Source organism: Streptomyces sp. ISL-43, assembly GCF_018614195.1.
GTDB lineage: Bacteria > Actinomycetota > Actinomycetes > Streptomycetales > Streptomycetaceae > Streptomyces.
In genome coordinates, this window is the sequence record NZ_JAGGOT010000104.1 from 12868 (window position 1) to 36385 (window position 23518).

The 23518-nt window shown below is 69.4% G+C and carries 12 protein-coding genes; 10 read left to right on the forward strand and 2 right to left on the reverse strand.

Annotation, left to right across the window (positions count from 1 at the left end; genetic code table 11):
* The first annotated feature begins 37 nt into the window (after window positions 1–37).
* The 6 genes from J7F03_RS39145 (at window position 38) to J7F03_RS39170 (ending at window position 15418) form a co-directional block, all read left to right on the forward strand.
* Window positions 38–10648: a LamG-like jellyroll fold domain-containing protein gene (locus J7F03_RS39145; protein ID WP_251073159.1), complete on the forward strand. Its 10611-nt coding sequence runs from the start codon at window positions 38–40 to the stop codon at window positions 10646–10648.
* On the forward strand, window positions 10645–11097 hold the full coding sequence (locus J7F03_RS39150; RefSeq protein WP_214957982.1) for an SUKH-3 domain-containing protein: 453 nt from the start codon (window positions 10645–10647) through the stop codon (window positions 11095–11097). The genes J7F03_RS39145 and J7F03_RS39150 overlap by 4 nt, the downstream gene beginning before the upstream one ends.
* A 459-nt stretch (window positions 11098–11556) precedes the next feature.
* On the forward strand, window positions 11557–12234 hold the full coding sequence (locus tag J7F03_RS39155; RefSeq protein WP_214957983.1) for a hypothetical protein: 678 nt from the start codon (window positions 11557–11559) through the stop codon (window positions 12232–12234).
* 231 nt (window positions 12235–12465) lie between these two features.
* Window positions 12466–13188 carry a peptidase inhibitor family I36 protein gene (locus tag J7F03_RS39160; RefSeq protein WP_214957984.1) on the forward strand — a complete coding sequence of 241 codons (723 nt, stop codon included), beginning with the start codon at window positions 12466–12468 and terminating at the stop codon, window positions 13186–13188.
* Window positions 13185–14783: a phosphodiester glycosidase family protein gene (locus tag J7F03_RS42535; protein ID WP_214957985.1), complete on the forward strand. Its 1599-nt coding sequence runs from the start codon at window positions 13185–13187 to the stop codon at window positions 14781–14783. The genes J7F03_RS39160 and J7F03_RS42535 overlap by 4 nt, the downstream gene beginning before the upstream one ends.
* Window positions 14784–14971: 188 nt before the next feature.
* Window positions 14972–15418 (forward strand): hypothetical protein, encoded by a 447-nt coding sequence (locus tag J7F03_RS39170; RefSeq protein ID WP_251073160.1) that lies wholly within the window; start codon window positions 14972–14974, stop codon window positions 15416–15418.
* Here J7F03_RS39170 and J7F03_RS39175 read toward each other — a convergent pair.
* Window positions 15411–17777, reverse strand: a complete 2367-nt coding sequence (locus J7F03_RS39175) for a YfhO family protein (RefSeq protein WP_214957986.1) — start codon at window positions 17775–17777, stop codon at window positions 15411–15413. The genes J7F03_RS39170 and J7F03_RS39175 overlap by 8 nt on opposite strands.
* A 192-nt stretch (window positions 17778–17969) precedes the next feature.
* On the opposite strand from J7F03_RS39175, the gene J7F03_RS39180 reads away from it, so the two are divergent.
* The gene (locus tag J7F03_RS39180; protein WP_214957987.1) at window positions 17970–18590 is read left to right on the forward strand and encodes a SurA N-terminal domain-containing protein; all 621 of its coding nucleotides are present in this window, start codon (window positions 17970–17972) and stop codon (window positions 18588–18590) included.
* 28 nt (window positions 18591–18618) lie between these two features.
* Window positions 18619–19608, forward strand: a complete 990-nt coding sequence (locus tag J7F03_RS39185; RefSeq protein ID WP_214957988.1) for a nucleoside triphosphate pyrophosphohydrolase — start codon at window positions 18619–18621, stop codon at window positions 19606–19608.
* A 36-nt stretch (window positions 19609–19644) separates the two neighbouring features.
* Here the strand turns inward: J7F03_RS39185 and J7F03_RS39190 are convergent, their stop codons facing one another.
* Window positions 19645–20856, reverse strand: coding sequence for a globin domain-containing protein (locus J7F03_RS39190; RefSeq protein ID WP_308380148.1), 1212 nt, complete (start codon window positions 20854–20856; stop codon window positions 19645–19647).
* 121 nt (window positions 20857–20977) lie between these two features.
* Between J7F03_RS39190 and J7F03_RS39195 the strand changes: the two genes are divergently transcribed.
* Both J7F03_RS39195 and J7F03_RS39200 read left to right on the forward strand, forming a co-directional pair.
* Window positions 20978–22288 carry a cytochrome P450 gene (locus J7F03_RS39195; RefSeq protein ID WP_214957990.1) on the forward strand — a complete coding sequence of 437 codons (1311 nt, stop codon included), beginning with the start codon at window positions 20978–20980 and terminating at the stop codon, window positions 22286–22288.
* Between the two features lie 142 nt (window positions 22289–22430).
* On the forward strand, window positions 22431–23468 hold the full coding sequence (locus J7F03_RS39200; protein ID WP_308380147.1) for a transglycosylase family protein: 1038 nt from the start codon (window positions 22431–22433) through the stop codon (window positions 23466–23468).
* The last annotated feature ends 50 nt before the right edge of the window (window positions 23469–23518 follow it).

The window sequence follows — 23518 nt, forward strand, 5'->3', positions numbered from 1 at the left end:
GGCTACTGCTCTTTCTGTCCTGATTTCCTTCTCCTGCATGCTCACCACCGAGACGGCGGCGGCCAGTGGCGCCACGCTGCCGTCGCTGAGCATGCCCGAACTCTCCATATCCAGCCTGATGGGCTGGGTCAGCAAGTCCCCGCTGGACACCCCCGACCAGCAGGGCGGCACCGCCCGCGGCAAGGGCCACAAGGCCTCGGCCGAGGACACCAGCGCCGAGGGCGGCGCCGGCCGCGAGCCCGGTAAGGGCAAGGGCGAACTCGACTCGTACAAGCGGCACACCGATCAGCCCGGCACGGCCACGACCGGCACGGCCAAGGGGACGGCGCAGAGCTTCGACGCCCGCACCAGCAAGCGGGACGCCAAGAAGTCCACGGCGACCTCGGACCTCTACGTCAATGCCGACGGCTCCACCACCGTCCGTCACTTCGCCAGCCGCACCAACTTCAAGGCCGACGACGGAACCTGGAAGCAGATCGACACCGGTCTGGTCGCGGACACGGACGGCCGGCTCCAGGAGCGCTCCAACTCGCTCGACGTCGAGTTCGCTCCGAACGCCGCCGACCAGCAGCTCGCCTCCATCGACTTCGGTTCCGGGCGCTCCCTCGCGTACGCGCTGAAGGGTGCCTCGAAGGCCGCGCCCACCGTGGCGGCCAACGGCACCGCGACCTACGCCGGCGTGCTGCCCGACACCGACGTGCAGCTCGTGCCGCTCGCCGAGGGCTTCAAAGAGAACCTCGTCCTGCGCTCCGCGAAGGCGGCGAACTCCTGGACCTTCCTCCTGGACGGCAAGGGACTGACCCCGCGGATCGCGGCCGACGGCGACGTGGAGTTCACCGACGCCGACGGCAAGGTGACCGCCACCATCCCGCACGCGTTCATGGAAGACTCCAAGATCGACCCGCGCTCCGGCGACGCCGCGCAGTCCCGGGCCGTCACCTACGAGCTGACCAGCGTGGACGGCAAGCCGGCGCTGCGGATGACCGCGGACCGTGCCTGGCTGGACGCCCCCGAGCGGGTCTACCCGGTGACCGTCGACCCGACCGTCACCTCCAGCAACTCCACGTACAGCCAGAACACGATCTCCGGTGACCACTCCACCGAGAACCAGATCAAGGTCGGCTCGTACGACTCCGGAACCAACAAGGCGAACTCCTTCCTGCAGTTCTCCTCGCTGGGCACCACGCTCGCGGGGCAGCGGGTCACCGCCGCCACCCTGAACGTGTACGCGCTCTGGTCCTCGACCTGCACCCCGGAGTCGTTCTCCGTCAACCACATCACGCAGGCGTGGACCCCCTCGGGCGTCACCGGCTACCCGGGTCCGAGCTTCGGCACGGCCATCGGGTCGACCACGCCCGCGCCGGGCGCGTCCTGCACCAACACCACCGGCGCCACCAACGTCGGCGTGAAGATGCCGGTGTCGCTCCAGACCGCCTGGTTCGACCAGGTGGCCCTCGGCGGCTCCAACTTCGGTCTCGCCCTGACCGCGCCGACCGGCGACGCGCTGCACTGGAAGAAGTTCCACTCCGACAACTCGGCGACCTCCGCCTGGCGGCCCGCCCTGGACCTGACCTACACGGCCAACACCAAGCCGCAGGTCGACGCCCAGTACCCGCCGGAGAACTTCCAGGCCAACACCCTGCAGCCGGAGCTGCTCGTCTACGCGAGCGACGCCGACAACTGGCCCGGGGCGCTGACGTACTCCTTCGAGGTGTACGACGCCGACAGCGGGAGCACGACCCCCGTCGCCACGTCCGGCCTCACGGCCGACCGTGCCTGGAAGGTCCCCGCGGGCAAGCTGAGCTGGAGCAAGAACTACTCCTGGTACGTGAGCGTCACCGACGGATACGCCTCGGTGCTGTACTCGGCGAGCCGTTTCTCCACCACGGTGCCGCAGCCGCCCGTCACCTCGGGCCTGGCCCAGAACAACGACGGCCACGAGTTCGACCCGTCCGACGGCAACTACACCACCGACGACACCGACGCGGACGTACCCGTCGTCGGCCCGTCGCTCCAGATCGACCGCTCGTACAACAGCATCGACCCGCGGATCGACAGCGCCTTCGGCGCCGCCTGGTCCACGGTCGTCGACATGAAGGCGGCCGAGACCAAGGACGGTGCCGGTACGGTCACCAGTGTCGCGATCACCTATCCGGGCGGTGAGCAGGTCGCCTTCGGCCGCAACACCGACGGCACCTTCGTGCCCCCGCTGGGCCGCTACGCCCGCCTGGAGACGGTGAGCGGCGGATACAAGCTGACCGACAAGGACTTCACGGCCTACTCCTTCACGCAGGCGACCGCGAAGACCGGCGTCTACGCGATAGCCGGCATCGTGGACTTCGCCGGCCGGGCGGAGACGTTCACCTACAACGCCTCCAAGCAGCTGACGAAGATCGCCAGCACCACGGCCGGCCGCTCGCTGGGGCTGACCTGGGACACGCCGGCCGGCGCCACCGCCCCGCACGTGGCGACCGTGTACACGGACCCGTCGGTGCTCGCCGACCCGAGCAGCGCCCAGACGTGGCAGTACACCTACACCGGTGACCAGCTCACCAAGGTGTGCCCGCCCGCCGACTGGGCCAAGTGCCAGGTCTACACGTACGCCACCGGCAACCACCACCGCACGACGGTGCTGGACGCCGACCCGTACGCGTACTGGCGGCTCGGCGAGGCCTCGGGTGCGACGGTCACCAAGGACACCGTCGACAACAACCAGGGCAAGTACAACGGCCTCTACCGCAACGTGACCCTGGGCAGCAGCAGCCTGCTGGCCGGCTCCACCCAGAAGACGGCCACCTTCAACGGCACCACGTCGTACGTCGAGATGCCGAGCGCCCCCGGCGCCACGCCCTCGTACACGACGATCTCGCTGTGGTTCAAGACCACTCAGGCCGGCGGTGTCCTCTTCTACTACGGCGACAAGCCGCTGAGTGCTTCCGACCCCGTCGGCACCACCCAGTTCAACACCCCGGCGCTGTACGTCGGCACCGACGGCAAGCTGCGCGGCTGCCTCGCCACGGGTGTCTGCAGCACCACGATCACCTCCGCCGCCTCCGTCAACGACGGCCAGTGGCACCAGGCGACCCTCACCGGCGCGGGCAACACCCAGACCCTCTACCTGGACGGCGCCTCGCAGGGCAGCAAGACCGGCCAGATCAAGGACTGGAACACCCCGTACATCACGCTGGGCGCGGGCGTGAACACCCACAACTGGCCCGCCATGAACGCCGGCGACCAGCTCGGCCACTTCTCCGGCCAGCTGGCCGAGGCCGCCATCTACACCGAGCCGCTCACCGCGGACGTCATCGGCGCCCAGTACCAGGCCGCCAAGCGGTCCGCCGGGCTGCTGAACAAGATCACCACCCCGGCCGGCAAGACCCAGGCGTCGGTCACCTACGGCACCACCGACGACCTGGTCCAGCAGGCCACCGACGGCAACGGCGGCACCTGGAAGCTCAACCCGGCCACCGTCACCGGCTCCTCGCAGGTCTACCGCTCGGCCGTGATGGGCTCCGCCCCGTCCGGCTACTGGCGGATGGACGACACGCAGGGCGCCGCGCAGGCGGCCAACGAGCTGCACACCGGCTTCGGTACGTACAACACCGTCACGCAGGGCGTGGCGGGACCGTTCGGCGCGGGTGACGTGACCGCGGCGCAGTTCAACGGCACCAGCTCCTTCGTGGAAGTGCCCTACGGACCGCTGCACACGAAGGCCGACCGCTCGGTCGAGCTGTGGTTCAAGACCACCAAGCCCGGCGTGATCATGAGCGATCAGTCCAAGGCGCCCAACGACCCGGCGGGCGTGAGCGGCGACTGGAGCGACCTGCTCTACGTCGGCGCGGACGGCAAGCTGCGCGGCCACTGGTGGAGCAGCACCTGCAACGGCAACGCGAACGTCGCCTCCACGGCGTCCGTCACCGACAACGGCTGGCACCACGCGGTCCTCTCGGCCGCCGGCACCACGCAGACGCTCTACCTCGACGGCGCCAAGCAGAGCACCTGCACGGGCGCGCCGGACGACCAGGCGACGTCCCGGACGTTCGTCGGAGCCGGCTTCAGCAAGTGGACCAGCTCACCGGCTGACGTCAGCTTCTTCACCGGTTCCATCGCCGAGGTCGCCGTCCATCCCAAGGGCCTGACCGACGACGAGGTCGCGCGCCACTGGTCCGCGTACAAGGCGTCCTCCGGTGTCGCTCCCGTGCGCACCGTCACGCTCACCGACCCCGCCAACAAGACGCTGACCTACGTGTACGACGCGGAGCTGGGCAACCGGTTGCTCGCCGCCGTCGACACCGAGGGCAAGCGGACCACCTACGGCTACGACACGGCGGGCTTCCTGCACACCGTGACCGACGCCAACGGCAACCGCAGCGTCACCGGCCACGACATCCGGGGCAACACGGTCTCCCAGTCCGTCTGCCAGGACACGGCCGCCAACAAGTGCTCCACCTCGTACTACACCTACTACCCGGACGCCACCACGGCGTTCCCGCCGATGGACCTGCGCAACGACCTGCTCCTCACCGAGCGGGACGGCCGTTCCTCGGGTCCGACGGACAACACCTACCTGACCACCAACACCTACGACACGGGCGGCAAGCTCACCGCGGTGACGACCCCGCCGGTGCCCGGCTTCCCGAACGGCCGCACCGCCACCACCACCTACACCACGGCCGCCACCCCGGCGGCCGAGGGCGGCGCCGCGGTGGCGCCGGCCGGTCTGGTGAACCAGGTGACGACGGCCGGGGGCAAGAAGACCTCGTACACGTACTTCGTCAACGGTGACCTCGCGGAGATCACCGACGCCAACGGAGCCAAGGCCAAGGTCACGTACGACAACCTCGGCCGGCAGCTGACCCGGACCGAGATATCCGATGCCAACCCGGCCGGTCTCGTCACGTCGCAGACGTACGACAAGAACGACCAGGTCGTCACCGAGACGGGCCCCGCGGTCACCAACCGTGTCACCGGCGCGGTGCACCAGGCCAGGACGACCACCGGGTTCGACGCGGACGGCAACATCCTGTCCCAGACGGTCTCCGACGTGACCGGCGGCGACGCGGCGCGTACGACGACCATGACGTACGACCCGTACAACCGGCTGGCGGGCCGAACGGACCCGGGCGGCGACACCACGTCGTTCGAGTACGACGGCTACGGCAACAAGGTCAAGGAGACGGACCCCGCGGGGAACGTCAACACCTTCACCTTCGACGGCGAGAACCGCCCGCTCACCACCAGCCTGCTGAACCACACCGGCGACCCGAACAACCCGTCGGCACCGGCCACCCTGGTCCAGGAGTCGCGGGCGTACGACCCCGCCGGCCGCCTCGCGTCGATCACCGACTCGATGGGCTGGGTGACGGCGTACACCTACACCGACGACGGCCTGTCGGCCACCGTGGTCCGCAAGGACCCGCAGTCCGGCAAGTCCTTCACGCAGCAGGCCAACACCTACGACGCCGCCGGTAACCTGCTCCAGCAGGTGACCAACGACGGCCGGACCACGACCGCCTTCACGGTGGACGCGGCCGACCGTACGACGAAGTCGGTACTCGACCCGGCCGGGCTCGCCCGGACGACGAAGGTCTCCTACGACCCGGACGACAACGTCGTGTCGGAGACCGAGACGGACCCGGCGACGGGTGACGTCAGCACGACGGACACCCGGTACGACCAGCTCGGCAACATCACGGGCAAGACCGTCCACGACGGGACGACGGCCCCGGTGGCCCGGTACAAGATGGACGAGACGACGGGAAGCTCCGCCGCCGACTCCTCGGGCGCCAACAACACCGTCACCCGTGGCACCGGAATGCGCGTGAGCACCGACAGGGGCGGCAGCGCGGTCTTCGACGGCGACGCCAACTCCTACGGGCAGTCCTCGGGGCCGGCCGTCAACACGAGCGGCAGCTTCACGGTCTCCACCTGGGCCAAGCTGGACGACCTCACGACCAGCCGCACCGTGCTCTCCCAGGACGGCAAGTCCGCGTACGGCTTCGCGCTGTACTTCTCCACCAGCGGCGGCTGGACCTTCGCCCTGCCGACGCAGGACGTCCAGCCCAACACCCTGGTGCGGGCGCTGTCCGGCCTGGGCCCGGTGACCGCCGGGACCTGGACCCACCTCACGGGCGTCTATGACCTGGAGGCCGGGAAGATCCGCCTCTACGTCAACGGCGTGCTCGCCCAAGAGGTGGCCTTCACCTCGCCGTGGGAGTCCACGGGCCCGCTGCAGATCGGCCGCAACAAGACGGCCGGGGGCTACAGCGGCGGCCACAAGGGCGGTCTCGACGACGTCCAGGTCTACGGCGAGGCACTGACCGCGGCGCAGGTCTCCGCGGTGAAGGACGGCACGCTCCCGGCAGCGGGCAGCTCCGTCCACAGCAACACCTGGAGGCTGGACCAGCGCGGTCTGCCGCTGTCGGTGACCGATGCCAACGGCGACACCACCGACTACGGCTACGACGAGGCGGGCCAGCAGACCACGGTCACCGAGCCGACCGTCAACGCGGAGCAGAACGGCGGGACCCCGGTCTCCGTCCGCCCCGTGTCGATGACCGGCTACAACACCTTCGGCGAGTCGACCGAGTCCTCCGATCCGCTCGGCAACGTCGTGGTCACCGCGTACGACGCCGAGGGCCAGGAGTCCTCTACCACCTCGCCGAACTACTTGGCGCCGGGATCCTCGACCCCGATCACTGCCACGAGCTGGAACGAGTACAACAAGCTCGGCCAGGTCACGGCGGAGGTCGACCCGCTCGGTGCCCGCAAGACCTACACGTACACCCAGCTCGGCGACCTGGCTTCGGTCACCGACCCGGGCGGCGGTACGACGAAGTACGTCTACGACACCAACGGCGACCAGCTGTCGGCCACCCGGCCGAACGGCGCCCGCGAAGAGACCACCTGGGACTACCTGGAACGCCCGCTGACCAGCACGGACATCGTGCGTCAGCCGACGCAGCGTGCCTACACGGCGATCAACGAGTACGACGCGCCGGGCGGCAACCTGTCCCGGACCGTGAGCCCGACCGGTATCGCGCAGTCCTACAAGTACAACAACGTGGGCGAGGTCACCGAGGTGACCGACTCTGCGGGCAGCAAGTCCACCTTCACCTACAACATGGACGGCCAGGTCCTCACCGCGACGGACCCGGACGGCACCAGCACCAAGAACACCTACGACGGCTTCGGTCAGGCCACCACCACGAGCGACCTGGACACGAACGGAACGGTGCTGCGCAGCAGCAGCTCCTCGTACGACCGGGCGGGCAACCCGGTGACTCTCACCGACGCCCGGGGACACACCACCACCTTCACGAACGATGCGACCGGCCTGATCACCAAGGCGGTCCAGCCGGTCTCTGCGACGGAGTCGATCACCACGACCTTCGGCTACGACGCGGCGGGCAACCGGACGCGCTTCACCGACGGCCGGGGTAACCCCTTCCTGACGACCTACAACACGTGGGGGATGCCGGAATCGGTCATCGAGCCCTCCACTCCGACCCACCCGAATGCGGCGGACCGCACCTTCACCACGGTGTACGACGGTGCGGGACGACCCAAGGAGCAGCGCTCCCCGGGTGGTGTGGTCGCCACCAATGAGTACGACGTCAAGGGCCGGCTGATCACGCAGGCCGGTACGGGCGCGGAAGTCGCCACGATCTCCCGCACGTACGACTACGACGCCGACGACCGGGTCACGGCCGTCGCGGGAACGGGTACGGACAAGAACACCTTCTCGTATGACGACCGCGGTCTGCTGTTGTCCGCGGCAGGGCCTTCGGGTGCCTCCTCCTTCGCCTGGAACGGCGACGGGGCGATGACCTCGAGGACGGACGCATCCGGCACGTCGAGCTTCGGCTACGACACCGCCGGCCGTCTGAAGACGGTCAACGACGCCGTCACCGGTGGCACACTGACCTACGGCTACAACGTCAACAGTGACGTCACGTCGATCGACTACGGCACCGGCAAGGCGAAGCGCTCGTACACGTACGACGCCCTGCAGCGGGTCACGAACGACAAGCTGACCTCGCCTTCGGGCGCGCAGCAGTCGTCCATCACCTACGGCTGGGACGAGAACGGCAACGAGACGTCGAAGACGACGGCCGGTCTCGCGGGTTCGTCCGCGAACACCTACACGTACGACTGGGCGAACCGTCTGTCCTCCTGGAACAACGGGACCACGACGGAGGCCTACGGCTACGACGGGGCGGGCAACCGCACGCGCGTCGGTGGTGACACGTACACCTACGACGCCCGCAACCGTCTCACCTCGGACGGGCACAGTTCGTACGCGTACACCACGCGCGGCACGATGAGCTCGGTCACGGACGAGGGCGGCAAGACGACCTCGCTCAAGGCCGACGCCTTCAACCGCGTGATCAACGAGGGCGACCGTACGTACGCGTACGACGGCCTCGACCGGGTGCTGAGCGCGAGCACTCCGACCTCGGGTCCGCTGTTCTCGTTCCAGTACAGCGGTACGGGCAACGACGTCGCATCGGACGGCATGGCGACGTACAGCCGTGACACGGACGGTTCGCTGGTCGGAATCAAGACGGGCGTCGCGTCGGTGCTGGCACTGACGGACCTCCACACCGACGTGGTGGGGCAGTTCACCGCCACGGGTGAGGCGCTGGCCGGTTCGACGACGTACTCGCCGTTCGGCAAGGTCGTCTCGACCCAGGGCATGGTGGGCCAGCTGGGCTACCAGTCGGGCTGGACGGACCCGGAGACGGCGAAGGTCAACATGGCCGCGCGGTGGTACTCGCCGCAGACGGGCCAGTTCAACAGCCGTGACACGGTCGCCCAGAACCCGCTCCCGAGTTCGGTGACCGCGAACAGCTACGCGTATGCCAACGCCAACCCGATGACCGTCACCGACCCGACGGGTCACTGGGGTGACTGGTTCAAGAAGATCGCCAAGAAGGTCACGCAGAAGGTCACGCAGACCGTCACGACGGCCTGGCACGCGACGGTCGCGACCGTCCAGAAGGCCGCCGTGGTGGTCAAGCAGGCCGCGCGGCAGGTCAAGCAGGCCGTCAAGAAGACCGTGTATCGGACGTACCGGGCGGTCAAGAAGACCGTGCGCTACGTCAACGACAGCGTCCGGAAGGTCAAGAGATACGTCAAACGGACCTACAAGGCCGTAAAGAAGGTCGCCCACAAGGTCGTCAAGCACGTAAAGAAGCAGGTCCGTAAGGTCGCCAAGGCCGTCAAGCACGTGGCGAAGAAGGTGGTCAAGGCAGCCAAGAAGGTCGGCACAGCCGTCAAGAAGGCAGCCAAGGCAACAGCCAACTTCGTCAAGCAACACGCCTCGACCATCGCCGCGGTGGCGGTCGGTGTCGCGGTCTTCGCGGGCTGCACGGCCATCACGGCCGGTGTCGGCGCGATCGGCTGCGCGGCCCTCGCGGGCGCGGCGGCCAATGGCGTCGGCTACATGATGAGCGACGGCCCCAAGACGCTGGGCGGATTCGCCATGGCGGTCGGCGTGGGCGCTCTGACCGGAGTCATCGGCGGCGTGGCGGGCGGCTTCGCCGCCGGCGCGGCCGGGCGTCTGATCTCGGGCACTGCCGGCCGGATCCTCTCCGGCGCGGCCAGCGGCGCGACGGAAGGTGCGGCGACCGGCGCGGTCGAATACGGCACCTCCTGCATCAGTAGCAGGGAGGGCTGCAGCGTCGGCGGCGCGGCGAAGGCCACGGCGATCGGCGCGGCCATGGGCGGCGTCTTCGGCGCGGCGGGAAGCGCGCGCGGCCCGAAGTCGAAGGCCGGTTCGGAGCCGAGCGCTTCGGGAGGCTGCCGAGTGCGGACTCCGCACAGCTTCACCGGCGCGACGGCCGTCCTGCTGGCGAACGGCTCGACGAAGCCGATCGCGGAGGTCAAGGCCGGGGACTACGTCCTGACGGCCGAGCCCGGCAAGAAGGAGAAGGAGAAGCACCGGGTCAAGGAGGTGGTCGTCACCAAGACCGACCGTGATTACGTCGATGTCGTCGTAGCCACGAAGGACGGTCCGAAGACCATCCAGACCACCAAGCACCACCAGTTCTACGAGGCCACTCAGAACGCCTGGACCCAGGCCGGCGACCTCAAGGCCGGTCAGCAGCTCCAGAACGGTGACGGTGCGCTGACCGCCATTGTCGAGGTCACGTCGTACACGGCGGAGCGCGTCACTTACGACCTCAGCGTCGAGGACCTGCACACGTACTATGTGCTGGCGGGGGCGACTCCGGTCCTGGTCCACAACTGTGGCGACGCCGAACTTCAGAGTGAGCTGACCCAGCTCGGCAGAGCTCGGATCGAACAGGTCACGAGCAGCCTTTCCGAAGGTGAAATCCTGCCGGGCGCGTTCAGCGTAGGGCGTGACCGAACCACCGGAAGGACGTACCACGGTGAGAGTGGACCCGCCACTGGACATCACACCGGCGTGACCTCCCGGCTGCCTGGAGAATCCCAGCTCCCCAACGGCCGCCCGCCAGGCGTGTGCGCAGAAGCACGCATGTGCACTAACGCCCTGAATGATGGAGCGTCGTTGGATAACTTGGATATCATCACCCTCAATCAGAAGGGAAAGAAGTTCAAAATGTGCCCCAACTGTCAAGTCTGGGTGCCGGGCTCGGTCAGGAAGGTGCTCACCGGATGAGCGGATTCAATGACACTTCCCGGCAGCAGAGATTGCGTGATGCATTCCCCGACGCAACCCGAGTAGACCTGGGTTCAGCTTCTATCGATCATGTGTCCAGGCTCTACGAAGGGGCTGGTTATGACGTAGGGGCGGAGTTGCGTGGATTTCTCGAAGAGTATCGAGAGTTCTCCATCTCTTGGATGTACCGCGAAATTGAGGTGGGCGTGCAAATTGACGCTGAGGAAGCCCTTTCTTTCTACCCCGGTAACATTCGTATATTTTCCCAGAGGGTGGGGCGCCCTTTGATCCCCGTCGGCTCTGCGTTCGCCACCGAAGAAGTGGTATTGATCGCGACCGATGGAGACGTATATCTCGCTGGAGATGCCGGAATGCAGTACGTCGGGAATGGGTTTATGCAATCCATGCAGGCTCTGATTTCTGGAACTTGGGACAAGACCTTCTTCTGAAGGGCGTAGTTGCAATCCCGTATGAGGGTCCGCCGGTTTGATGACACGTGGCGAGCCTACGAAGAGGCAACTCGGCAGCGTCCCTCTGAAGGTCTGCTGACCTTCACGCTGAAGCAAGCCGCTGATTACTGCCGTGGTGTGGCGTCAGCTGCATGATGCTGAACAGAGATGAAAAGCGAGCGGCCCCACCGGATTCTGGTGGGGCCGCTCGTGTGTGCTGGGGGCGTCTGGTGGCAGTAATTACGGCAACAACCACGGATTCAGGCACACGACCACGGACACCAGCGAAACCCTGAACCGTCACTCATCTGTATAAATACAGATGAGAGGGCCCTGGTGGGCGCACGTTCTATGTGCCGGCGAGGGCCACGCCGGTCCTCGTCCGCAATTGGGGTGATCTGGCTGGGGGCGAGGCTGCTTACCCCCACCTCGCCCACACTGAATGGGGCACCTGAAGCCGTGAGTGATCACATTGTCAATGTAGCCGAGTTCGATTTCGGTATCACTCGACTAGCCGGTGAATTTCACCAGGACTGGCGCAACTATGCGGACACGCCTAGCGGTATGGTTCATGTGTGGATCAGTGAACTCGGCGAGCCGCGCACGGAGAAGGTGTCCCTCCTCCTTGAGGATGTCCGGAGGATTCTCGGGTCAGCCCTTTCGGGGGCTTCCCTGGAAGTTCTCTGGAACGCCTGCGCCCCCTCCGCATGCCCATCCGGGCTTTTCGGAGGGGGCGGCAGGGGCTGGCTGCTTCAGGTCGAAGATATCGCTCGTACCTGGCTTGCCGAGCGCCCCGGGTTCGACTGCGGGGTTTCGGGTTGTCGGCACGCTCCGCTTCCCGGTGTTTTCGAACGGTGGATCAAGGAGGCGGCGCTGTCCGGCGGTCTCGTACAGGAGGGGGTTTCGGGTCCCGATTTCTCCGCCGCGTGGCACGAGATCGCCGAGACCGTCTGCCCGGAGCTGGCGCTGCGCGTTGCCGTCCGGTGCCTGCTGAGCTCCAACGGATCCATCCCCGCTCATATTTATGGCGAAATGGACAGGCAGGGCGCGATCTACGGATACGGTGACTTCCTGGTCTCGGCAGTGGAGTACCTCGTCGACACCGAACCTCCGGAAAGCCCTAGCCAGGAGCTCTGAAGCGAGCCGTGTGCTCAGACCGGTCCGGCCGCATCGCGGCCGGTCCGGTCTTTTCATGTGTATCGGCCCGTCCAGGGCGTGACCCGCCGACGACTGGTGCGAGGACACCACCCCGAGGTGGTGCCGGTCCACTACCAGCGCCGAGCAGTCCACCAACCATGAAGGTCACGATTTGCGGTGGGAGCGTTTACTCTCGGGTCCAGCTGGGTACGGATGTGCGATTCTGATCTTGTGAAGACCACCATCCTGCGAGGCGCCCTGATCACGGGCGTCCTGGCGCTCCTCGGGGGAGTGCTCATGGCGCTCCCCGCGAGTGCCGCCGGCTACGAAGCCTGCCCGACCGACAACCTCTGCCTCTACAGCGGGCCCAACGGCACCAACGACGAGGGCGACTCCGTGCACGCCTTCGACCTGGCCAAGAACAGCGAGTCCGAGTCGTACGAGACCTGGAACGACCAAGCCGAGTCGGTCTCGAACAACTCCTCCTACTGGGCCTGCATGTACGTGGAGACCCGCTACGGGGGCCAGGTCAAGGCGATTGCGCCCAAGACCTCGAAGGCCCCCACCCAGGGCAACCTCGCCACCCTGGCCGGCAACCTCGGAGGCAAGCTGTCCTCCCACAAGCTCGCGAAGTCCCAGGGCCACTGCTTCACCGGCTACGAGCGCTGCGAAGACGGCAACCTCTGCTTCTTCCAGCAGCCCAGCGGTCGCGGCGCGATGTTCCAGACCCAGATCGACTACAACGCCTACCACCCGGACTACTGGGCCAAGAAGATCGAGTCGGTCTACAACCGCACCGAGAAGTCGGCCTGCTTCTACGACAAGGCGTCCTCGGCGATCACGGCAGCGGACAAGCCGTTCCGCGTCCTGCCCGGTGACTCCACCACCGTCGCCGGCGCCTACGCCGACACTTTCGTTTCCCACAAGCTGCGCGACAAGGCGGACTGCTCGTGACCCTCACGACCACCGGGCGCCGCCGCGGAGCACTCGCCGCCGGCACCGCCCTGACCTCGGTACTGCTGCTCGTCAACCCGGGCGCGTCCAGCGTCTCGGCCGCCGTGAACGCCCCCGCCATCACGGGCTGGACGCCGCTGGACGCCCAGCACCAGCAATTGGACCCGGGAGTGGACCTCTTCCGCTACAAGGAGACGTCCCCCGGCCCGCTGCGCGCGGGCAAGCCGCGCGAGCTGAACGTGATGCGCATCGACCCGGCCATCAGCGCGGTGAGGATCGAGAGCACCTACGGCAAGAAGGCGGGCGAAAGCGAGATAGTCCGCGATCAGCTGAACCAGTACGCCCAGCTCCCGCTGGCCGGGATCAACGCGAGCTACTTCATGAGGGAGGGTGAGCACGCCGCGCAGCCGGCCACGCCCGAAACCGTACAGAGCTTCGGCGTCACGGCCCGCGACGGCGTCCTGCTGGGCGCGGCCTGCGACCCGACCACGACGGCCCGGCGCTCGGTCGTCCTCCAGCACGGCATTCCGTACGTGACCAGGCTGTCGACGACGCTCTCCGTGACCAGCAGCGTCGTACCGTCCGGCGGAGGCTCGGCGTCGCACACGATCGACGACGTCAACCGCAATCCCGGAGGCGCCCTGGCCTGCCCGCGGGACGACGAGGACGGTGTCGCCGACGGGGCGGTGGACGGGGTCCGCGGGATCGAGTACACGGACGCCCACGGCAAGGAGATGACCGTCTTCCAGGACCCGCAGGAGATCGTCCTCTTCAACGACCGCTACGGGATGCCCACCCCGACCCCCGGCATGAACCCCAAGATCGGCTCGGACAACCAGGCAGGCTTCGAGGTCCTGGTCGAGGCGGACGGCACCCTCACCCGCCCGGCCGACTGGACCACGCGCGGCGGACACCTGGTCCCCCAGGGCAAGCAGATCCTCCAGGCCATCGGCACCGAGCCCACCGCCTGGCTCCAGGGGATGTTCGACACGAAGGCCAAGCTCACCATCGACCAGAAGGTGACCGACCTCGCCGACAACCGCGACATCCCGCTTGACGAGTCCGTGGACATCCTCTCCGGCGGTACCCGCCTGATGGGCGACGGCACGAACTGGGCTCCCGCCATCTACGCGAAGAACGGGGACGGCACGACGAAGTACGTGGACGGCAAGCCGGTACTGACCTCGTGCGCCCGCATCGTGACGAAGGAGGGCGCCGACCCGGCGGCCGAGCTCACCGGGAGCGACATCATCTGCAAGGACGCGCGCACGACACTGGGAGCCGATGACCAGGGGCGCACGGTCATCGTGACGATCACCGGCACGCGCGACGAGCCCGAGGACGGCGCCGAGGCCCTCGCCACGTTCGACGGCTCCTTCCTCTCGGAGGTCACGGCCGTGTTCACGCAGCTCAAGGTCACGGACGCCATCAACCTCGACGGGGGCGGCTCGACGATGCTGCTCACCCGCGATCCGTCCAACCCGAACAACTACACGCGCCAGACCGGCCTGACAGACCAGAAGCACCGGCCGGTCTTCGACTCCGTCTACGTGGGAGTGGGCGGAGCGGCCGTCACTCCGGGCAGCGGCCTCTGAGAAATCCCACGAAAAGGCAACAGGGCCGCGACACCGTTCATTCGGAGTCGCGGCCCTGCTGCGTGAAGCCGGCGGGCGGGTCACGAGTGCGCAACTCATCGAGATCGGTGGGCAGTAGTCCGATTTGGGTATATCGAGACGTGTAGCGTACACGCGTTCGAACACTCGACCGTCTTTGAGGACAGCCCATGGCCACCCCGCCTCCGTCGCACTCCGCAGACCCCCAGCAGGTCCCGCCGCACGCCGAATCCGCTGCACCCGGCGTGCCCGCCACGCCCGGTGAGTTCGGTGCGCCCGCCGCGCCCGCAGCGCCCGCGAAGAAGGGCGCGATGGGGATGAAGATCCTCAGGGTGGTGGCGCTGATCGTCGTCGCCGTCGTGGTGAAGCTCGGTATCTCCTACTTCTTCAACTCGCCTGTGCACGCCAAGGCCGGCGACTGCGTCCAGGTGACCGGCAGCGAGAACGACCCCCAGGTGTCGACCAAGGAGTGCGGCGACAAGGACGCCAACTTCAAGGTGGTCAAGGTCATCGACGACACCTTCGACGTCGAGGCCTGCGCGCAGAACGGCGAGGCCGCCCTCGCGCAGCAGTGGGACCAGGAGAAGTTCGTCCTCTGCCTGAACCCGATCAAGTAGTGTCCCTGGCCCTCCCGTTCCGGCGCGGGAGGGCCCGCAGCGCCAGTGCCAGCAGCACGAGCAGGGCCGCGCCCGCGGCCGCCAGGCCCGGGGTCAGGCCCGGAGGACGGAAGCCGCAGCTGACGGTGGTGGTGTGGCCGTCCAGGGGGATCGCCACCAGGCCCAGGTGGCCGGCCGCCGGGCGGCCGTCGCAGGTCCAGCCCGCGATGGCGGGCACCGAGAGCACCGCCGTGCCCGTGCTGCCCGGCGGGAGGGTGGCGCGGACGGACGCGGCGGAGACCCGCACGGATACCGCCGCCGAGGCGCGCAGCGCCGCGACCGCCGCCGCCAGCCGGGGCCGGTCCAGGCAGGACAGCTGCCAGTGCGCCGGGGCGGCCTGGTCGAAGACCAGCTCCGAGGACGGGCCGTGCGAGACGCCCATCGGCTGGAGGGCGGCCCGGTTGCGCGGCGGGTTGGCGTTGAGGCGGAAGGGCGGGCCGTCCGCGAGGCGGGCCGTGGCGTTGAACTCCGGGGCCCACAGGAAGGCCTCCGTACCCGCGCGGCAGACGCCCGGGGAGAGCGGATCCTCGTAGACCCGTGCGCCCAGCAGGAGTTCCTGGTTGGCGAAGGGCGAGGCGCCGTAGCGGGGCGCCGGTCCCGGCGCGCGGACCGTGACCAGCGGCGGGATCTCGGCGCGGGCGATCGTGCCGTCCGCCCGCAGCCGGGCGCCGACGGCGAAGACGGCGTCCGTCACCGGGTTGTCGATGCTCTGCACGTTGCGCCCGCGCGAGGTCCAGCCCGCGCCGAGCGCCACCATGGTCCGGGTGAACACGTCCGGGGTGTGGCTGCTGTAGTACGCGCCGCCCTCCCCGCCCAGCAGCATCGGGTCGTTGCCCGTCAGCGCGGGCCGTCCCGCGTCCGTGCGGTACGCGGGCCAGCCCCCGGCACCCGTCAGCGCCCCGGAGCGCGCGGTGTGGGCCGCGCCCCAGGCGGGGTAGTCGTCCAGGCCCGCCAGTTTGCCCTTCTCGCCGTAGGCGGTCGTCGCCGTCGCCTGCGCGAGCAGTACCAGCGTCAGCACGCCCGCCGCCGGGAGGACCAGGCGCCGGCGGCGCAGTGCCCACCAGGCCGCGCCGGACAGGGCCAGGCCGGCGCCGAAGAGCGCGAGGCCCCACGCCGTCGCCAGGGTGCTCCCGCGCGCCGCCAGTGCCGCGGCCGCCAGCACCGCCGCACCGCCCGCCAGCGCCTTCGGCCCGGGCAGGCCCTGCGCCAGACCGGCCCAGGCGGCGATCACGACGATCCCGGCCAGCACGAAGGTCTGCCGGAACGGGCTCCCGTTCGGAGTCGCGAAGAGGTGCCAGGCCAAGTGCGTCGGCGCCCACTGGAAGGACAACAGCACCACCGCGACCAGCCCCGCCCAGCACAGCCGGGTCCGCCCCGCGACGGCCCGGTGGAAGGGGAGAGCCGCCACCAGCAGCAGGGTGCCGGTGCCGACGAAGAGGGCGGGGGAGGAGAAGGAGTACGTGGCGGGCAGCAGCCGCGCCAGCAGATCCTGGGTCGGCACCGGCCGGAACGGCTTGAACCACCCCGGGTAGGCCTGCTTCGAGCTGATGAAGAGGGGGAGGAGGACCGGCGCGGACAGGGCGATGCCCAGCCCGGTGGCCACCGCCGCCCGCGCGAGGACCCGTAGCCGCTCTCCCACTCCCTCCCGGTCGAGCACCACCCGCACCAGCAGCACCAGGATCGCGCCGAGAGTCGCCATGTAGGCGGTGTAGAAGTTCGCCGTCCAGCAGAGGGCCACCACCAGCGCGGCCGCCGCCGGACGGCGCGAGCGCAGCGCCCACTCACCCGTCAGACACAGGAGCGGGAACGCGATCAGCCCGTCCAGCCACATCGGGTTGTAGGAGGCCTCGATCACCGACCAGCCGCACAGTGCGTACGAGGCCCCGAGCAGCCCCGCCGCCCACCACGGGCCGCGCCGCTGGGTGCGCAGCAGCCAGGCCATCGCCGCCGCCGCGGCCGCCGTCTTGAGCACGGTGACCACGTACACCGCGAGGTCTATGTCCTGGCGCGGGAAGAGCCCCACCAAGACCGCGAACGGGCTGGCCAGGTACGTCCCGAAGTCGGGCAGGAAGCTGGTCCCGTAGCCGGACTGCCAGTTCAGCAGCAGCCCGCCCTCGGCGCGCCCGTGCAGCAGGTCCCACAAATGGGCATGGAAGGGCACGAACTGGTTGCCGAGGTCGTTGATGCTGCGATGGCGCGGCCCGTACGGGAAGACGCGGGCAACGGCGTCCCCCGCGCACACGGCCACCGACGTGATCAGGGCGGCGAGCCCCGAGCCGAGCAGACTCGGGCGGCGCGCGGAGCGGTGCGGTGTCGACATGGTGGGCCGACCCTGGCACCGCCGAGCGGCCGCGGGGTGGCCGCCGGGTGGCGCCGACACGAACAGCACAGCACCCCAACACCCCCGGAATCGTTGGTCGAACCGGTGGCTCTGGTCACCCTGACTGCATAACATCGATCATCGCACGGCCCTTGTGCACCGACGCACAATCTCCCGGCCCTGGAGGCTCCTTTGCACCGTCGCACAGCGCTCTCCGTCTCCGCCGCCCTGCTCCTGGCGGCCCCTCTGCTGTCCGCGTGCTCGGGCGAAGCCCGCCCCGGCACCGCGGCCGTGATCGGCGGCGAACGGATCACCACCTCCGCGGTCCAGGCCCAGGTGAACGACGTCCGCAGCGCCCAGAACCGTTCCGAACACTCCGCCGAGCTGATCGCCTCCGTCCCGCAGCTGGACCGGGTCAAGCTCAGCGCGATGCTCCAGAGCCGCATCCTCGACCGGATGGCCGAGGACGCCGGGCTCACCGTCACGACCAAGGAGCTGGAGACGGAGCGCCAGGCCTACGACCAGAACAACGGCGGCGCCGAGGCCTTCGAGGCAGCGGTCCTGCAGAAGGCCGCCATGGCCCCCGACCAGATCGAGCGGTGGGTCCGGGACCAGGTGCTCTTCACCAAGCTCAACGCCAAGTACGGCGAGGGCAAGCTCGCCGAGCCCGCCTCGAAGGCCGCCGGGAAGCTCGGCATCCAGGTCAACCCGCGCTACGGCGCCTGGGACCCCCAGCGGGTCACCCTCGGCGAGGCCGAGACCCCCTGGATCACCCAGGTCACCCGGCCCGAGCAGCCCCCCGCCGGGGCCTGAGCCGGGCACGCAGCGGTAGGTTCGGAGGGTGACTGACGACGTTCCCTCCGAGCCCACCGGCCGCATCGTCCTGCTGACCACCAGCCACCGGGTCGCCCCCGGCGTGCTGTCCTGGCCCGCCTGGCAGACCCTGCACGCCGCGGACCGGGTGCTGTGCGCCGACCCCGGCCACGTACAGCTGCCGTACCTGCGCGAGGCCGGCGTCGTCGTCTCCCACGAGTCCCCGGACGCGCAGGCGCTGATCGAGGAGTGCGCCGGCGGGCGGACGGTCGTGGTCCTCCTGAGCGGCGAGGGCGATCGGCGGCTCACCGACGGGCTGGCGCGCTTCGCCGGCTCCGGCCGCGTCGCCATGCCGGACCTGGAACTGCTGCCCGGCTCGTACGACCTTCCGGGCGCACGGCTGCTCGACCTCGTCCAGGTGATGGACCGGGTCCGCCGCGAATGCCCCTGGACCTCGAAGCAGACGCACGAGGGGCTGGTGAAGTACGCGATCGAGGAGGCGTACGAGCTGGTCGAGGCCATCGAGACCGGTGACCGGGACGAACTGCGCGAGGAGCTCGGCGACGTCCTGCTCCAGGTGGTCTTCCACGCGCGCATCGCGCAGGAGGGCGGCCCGGGAGAAGAGGACGAGCCGTTCTCGATCGACGACGTGGCCGGAGCACTCGTCGAGAAGCTGATCAACCGGCACCCGCACGTCTTCGGCGACGCCACGGCGGAGACCGCGGAGGACGTCAACGCGCACTGGCAGCGCACCAAGCAGGTGGAGAAGCAGCGGGAGTCGGTGACCGACGGGATTCCGCTCGGCCAGCCGGGTCTCGCGCTCGCGGCCAAGCTCGCCGGACGGGTCCGGACGGGCGGTGTGGCCGTGGACCTCCCGCGCGGCGAGGGCGTCGGGTACGAACTGCTGGAGCTGGCGGCGCGCGCCGAGGCGGCGGGAACCGACCCCGAGACCGCACTACGCGCGGCGGCCCGGGCCTACCGTGACGCGATCCGTAAGGCCGAGGGCGTCGGCGAGTAGCCCTCAGCGGCGGTTCGCGTACTGGTACTGGCGGGGCTAGTACCGGCGGGGCGCGCGGCCCGCCGGGTTGTGCCAGTGCGGGTCGGGCCGGTTCAAGAACCACTCCCCGAAGCCCGTCGGGCGGTCTCCGTGGCCGTGGCCTTTGCCACTGGCAGGTACGGAGTCGTAGAAGATCCGGCCGGCGGTGGCGCCCAGTTCCTCCAGGAGGTACGAGGTCTCCTCGATGAACTGCGGCGGACCGCTCAGGTAGACGTCCTGGTCGGGCCAGAGCCCGCGGTTGCTGAGCGCGGTCGCGAGGCGGTCGGTGGCCTGGTTGCGGTGCTGCCCGGGGGCGGGGGTGATGTAGGTGACGCTCAGCCAGCCGAAGGCCGCCGCGTACTCGTCGATGAGCGGGCGGTCGTAGAGGTGTGCGGCGTCCCGCGCGACCACGAAGAGCCGTACGTCCTGATCGGGAGGATGCTCCGCCAGGTCCTCCAGCATGGCGCGGATCGGAGCCCAGCCGGTGCCGGCGGCTATGAAGCTGACCGGGCGGTCCTCGCGCCGGAAGATCAGCTGCCCGCCGGCCGCGCCGAGCCGGAACATGTCCCCCGGCCGTGTCCCGCGGACCAGGCAGGTGCTGAGGCGGCCGCGCTCGATCCGGCTGACGTGCAGGTCGACCGTCCCGTCGGGGCGCGGCGCGTTCCCGATGGAGTAGGTGCGCCAGGTCGTCGGGACCCGGTCGCTGCTCACGCTCGCGTACTGGCCGGGGAGGTGGGGGAAGGGGGCGTGCGGACGCAGGGTCAGGACGCCTACGTCCTCGCCGTACAGCAGGTGGCGCACGACCTCGGCGTCCCACCAGGGCGGGTCCTCGCTGGCGGCGGCGCCGGCCATCATCGCGTCGGCGATCAGCTGGTAGGCCTCGGACCAGGCCTTTTCCACCGTCGGGGTCCAGGCTTCCCCGGAGGCCTCGGCGAGCGCGGCGAGCAGGCTGGAGCCGACAGCCGCATAGTGCTCGGGGCCCGCCAGGAACTTGCGGTGGTCGCGGCCCAGGTCGCGTAGATAGGGGAGGAGCGTCTCGTTCTCCAGTTGGGCGATCACATGGGTGAGCGCGGCGAAGAGCCGGTCCCGTTGCCGTTCCATGTCCTCGAAGGAGGCCGGGAAGAGCTCACGGACTCCGGGGTTGTGCCAGAAGAGGTGGGAGTAGAAGAACTTGACCGCGTGCTCGGCCCGTCTCTCCACCACCGCGAAGCTGCTTTTCAAGATCCTCACATCCACAAAACCGAAAGTAGGAATGCCGGGGAACGTGAGGTCAAGCCAGGGCTGATCTACGGACAGCCGCGACGAACCACCCATATGGGGTGGCAGGTGACGGGCGGGATACGGTCTTCGGGTGCACGAGCAGACCCCCGAAGTCCCCGCCCCGCCCCCGGCCGAGTCCGCCGCGGACCCCTGCGCCCGACCCGTTCCCGACCAGGGGCCGACCCTGTTCGACTGGGAGTTCGCGACCGACCCGTACCCGGCCTACGCCTGGCTGCGCGAGCACGCGCCCGTGCACCGCACCAAGCTCCCCAGCGGGGTCGACGCGTGGCTGGTCACCCGGTACGCCGACGCCCGCCAGGCCCTCGCCGACCAGCGGCTCAGCAAGAACCCGGCCCACCACGCGGGATCGGCGCACGCCAAGGGCAAGACCGGGATCCCGGGGGAGCGCAAGGCGGAGCTGATGACGCATCTGCTCAACATCGACCCGCCGGACCACACCCGGCTGCGGCGGCTGGTGTCGAAGGCGTTCACCCCGCGCCGGGTCGCCGAGTTCACCCCGCGGGTGCAGGAGCTGACCGACCAGCTCATCGACCGCTTCGCGGAGAAGGGCGAGGCGGACCTCATCCACGAGTTCGCCTTCCCGCTCCCCATCTACGCCATCTGCGAGATGCTCGGAGTACCGCGAGAGGACCAGGACGACTTCCGCGACTGGGCCGGCATGATGATCCGGCACGGCGGCGGCCCGCGCGGCGGGGTGGCGCGGTCGGTCAAGCAGATGCGGACCTACCTCGGCGAGCTCATCCACCGCAAGCGCGACGACCTGGGCGACGACCTGATCTCCGATCTGATCCGGGCCAGCGACCACGGCGACCACCTGACGGAGGCCGAGGCCACCGCGATGGCCTTCATCCTGCTCTTCGCCGGATTCGAGACCACCGTGAACCTCATCGGCAACGGGGTCCACTCCCTCTTCATGAACCCGGAGCAGCGCGAACGCCTCCAGCTCTCCCTCGCGGCCGGCGAGAGCGACCTGCTGGCCACCGGCGTGGAGGAGCTGCTCCGCTACGACGGCCCCGTGGAGCTGGCCACCTGGCGGTTCGCCACCGAGCCCTTCGTCCTGGGCGGCCAGGACATCGCGGCCGGCGACCCGGTGCTGGTGGTCCTCGCGGCCGCCGACCGCGACCCCGAGCGGTTCGCCGACCCCGACACGCTCGACCTCTCGCGCACCGACAACCAGCACCTCGGATACGGGCACGGCATCCACTACTGCCTGGGCGCCCCGCTCGCCCGCCTCGAAGGGCAGACCGCGCTCGCGACCCTGCTGACGCGGCTGCCCGATCTGGAACTGGCCGTGCCGGCCGGGGAGCTGCGCTGGCGCGGCGGGCTCATCATGCGGGGCTTGCGCACGCTTCCGGTCCGTTTCACCCCCCAAAACACCTGAAAACAGGCTGACCGGAAGTCAGTTAAGGCCCCAACTTGTGACAGGCGTTCGAAGGCCGCTAGGTTCTGCCGTTACCCCGCCGTTATGCGAAAGGTGCAGCCTCATGCGTTCCGGGAACGGCCGCCACAGACGACCCCGACAAGTGCCCGCACTTGTCGTCACCGCCGGAGTCGCCGGCTCCGCGCTGGCTCTGCCGCTGCTCGCCGCCACCGGCGCGAGCGCGGCCGAGACCTCCACGTGGGACAAGGTCGCCGAATGCGAGAGCGGCGGCACATGGAGCGCGAACTTCGGCAGCGGGTCCTACGGCGGGCTGCAGTTCACCCAGGAGCAGTGGAAGAACGCCGGCGGGCTCGACTTCGCCCAGCGCCCCGACCTCGCCAGCCGCTCCCAGCAGATCGCGGTGGCCGAGCGGGTGCTGGCCTCCCAGGGCCCCCAGGCGTGGCCGCTGTGCGGGGCGCCGGCCGGACTGACGCAGCAGGCGCCCGCCGCCCAGGTGGACCCGGGCCTGCCCAAGAGCGCCGCGTCCCCCGCTCCCGCCCCCTCCCGCCCGGACGACTCCGTGCCCTACCTCGGTACGGGCACGCCCTCCACGGACTTCGGGGCCCCGACGCCCGGGATACCGGCTCCGGCCCCCTCGCCGTCCCTCCTGCTGCCCGACTACCCGCTCGGGGCGCCCAGCGGACTGCCCGTCATGCCCGACCCGGACCTCCCGACGGCGCCCCCCGGGCTCCCGGGCGACCCGACGGCTCCCGTGAGCCCGGGGGACCCGACGGTCCCCACGCCTCCCTCCACGGACCCGACGGCGCCCACGGATCCCACCGTGCCCGTGGACCCGACGGCTCCGGTGACCCCGGCGGACCCGACGGCCCCCGTCGCGCCTGCCGACCCGTCGGCCCCCGCCGCTCCCGCCGCGCCCGCCGACCCGGCCGCGCCGGCGGCCGGCGCGACCGAGGGGAGCGGCAAGCACCGCGGCCCGGCCGCGGTCGAGGCGCCCGTCACATCTGATGCCGCGTCGGACCCGACGTACACGGTGCAGGCGGGCGACAGCCTGGCCGCGATCGCGGACGCCAAGGGTGTGAAGGGCGGCTGGAACGCGCTCTACGAGGCCAACGAGCTGGTCATCGGCGAGGACGCCGACCTGATCAAGCCCGGTCAGAACCTGGATCTAACCGCCCAATAAGGGCAGTTAGACCGTCCGGAAACAGTTGATTGTCCGTTTTCTGTAAGTGA

What these genes read in the sequence shown, in the direction of transcription:
- J7F03_RS39145 (WP_251073159.1), top strand. Translation starts at nt 38, where the DNA reads ATGCTCACCACCGAGACGGCGGCGGCCAGTGGCGCCACGCTGCCGTCG.
- J7F03_RS39150 (WP_214957982.1), top strand. Translation starts at nt 10,645, where the DNA reads ATGAGCGGATTCAATGACACTTCCCGGCAGCAGAGATTGCGTGATGCA.
- J7F03_RS39170 (WP_251073160.1), top strand. Translation starts at nt 14,972, where the DNA reads ATGGCCACCCCGCCTCCGTCGCACTCCGCAGACCCCCAGCAGGTCCCG.
- J7F03_RS39175 (WP_214957986.1), bottom strand. Translation starts at nt 17,777, where the DNA reads ATGTCGACACCGCACCGCTCCGCGCGCCGCCCGAGTCTGCTCGGCTCG.